1 protein-coding gene is annotated in these 487 nt (G+C 30.0%); it reads left to right on the forward strand.

From position 1 onward, the window contains the following. A partial coding sequence (locus tag KGF52_RS21130) for a transposase (RefSeq protein WP_227841533.1) occupies nucleotides 1-319 on the forward strand: 319 nt, incomplete at its 5' end. Between the last annotated feature and the right edge of the window lie 168 nt (nucleotides 320-487).

Genomic DNA, 487 nt, shown 5'->3' on the forward strand with positions numbered 1-487 from the left:
AAAACCAAGCTATATAACTATTGAAGATTTAGCAGTTTCTAATTTGATGAAAAATAAGCATTTATCAAAGGCTATAGCAAGTCAGAAATTCTTTGAGTTCAAAACTAAACTAATGTCTAAGTGTAAGCAAAATAATATAGAACTTAGAATTGTTGATAGATTTTATCCATCATCAAAGACTTGTAGCCAGTGTGAAGAGATTAATAAGAATTTAAAACTTAAAGATAGAGTTTATAAATGTAGTTGTGGTTTATCTATTGATAGAGATTTAAATGCAAGTATTAGTCTTAAAAATGCTAAAAAATATAAGGTAGCTTAAATACAAAGTAATTCGCCCACACGTGGTTCAAAAGCACTTATATATGTACGGAGGGCTAACTTCGGAATTTAAGCCTTTGGAGAACTATATGAAATCGTAGTAGCTTAGGCAAGGCGAGGTTCAGTGAAGAAGGAAAAATCTCGATATGGATATATTTGACCATATTTT

Origin of the sequence: Clostridioides sp. ZZV15-6597, from assembly GCF_020657815.1 — a bacterium.
Taxonomy (GTDB): Bacteria; Bacillota; Clostridia; order Peptostreptococcales; family Peptostreptococcaceae; genus Clostridioides.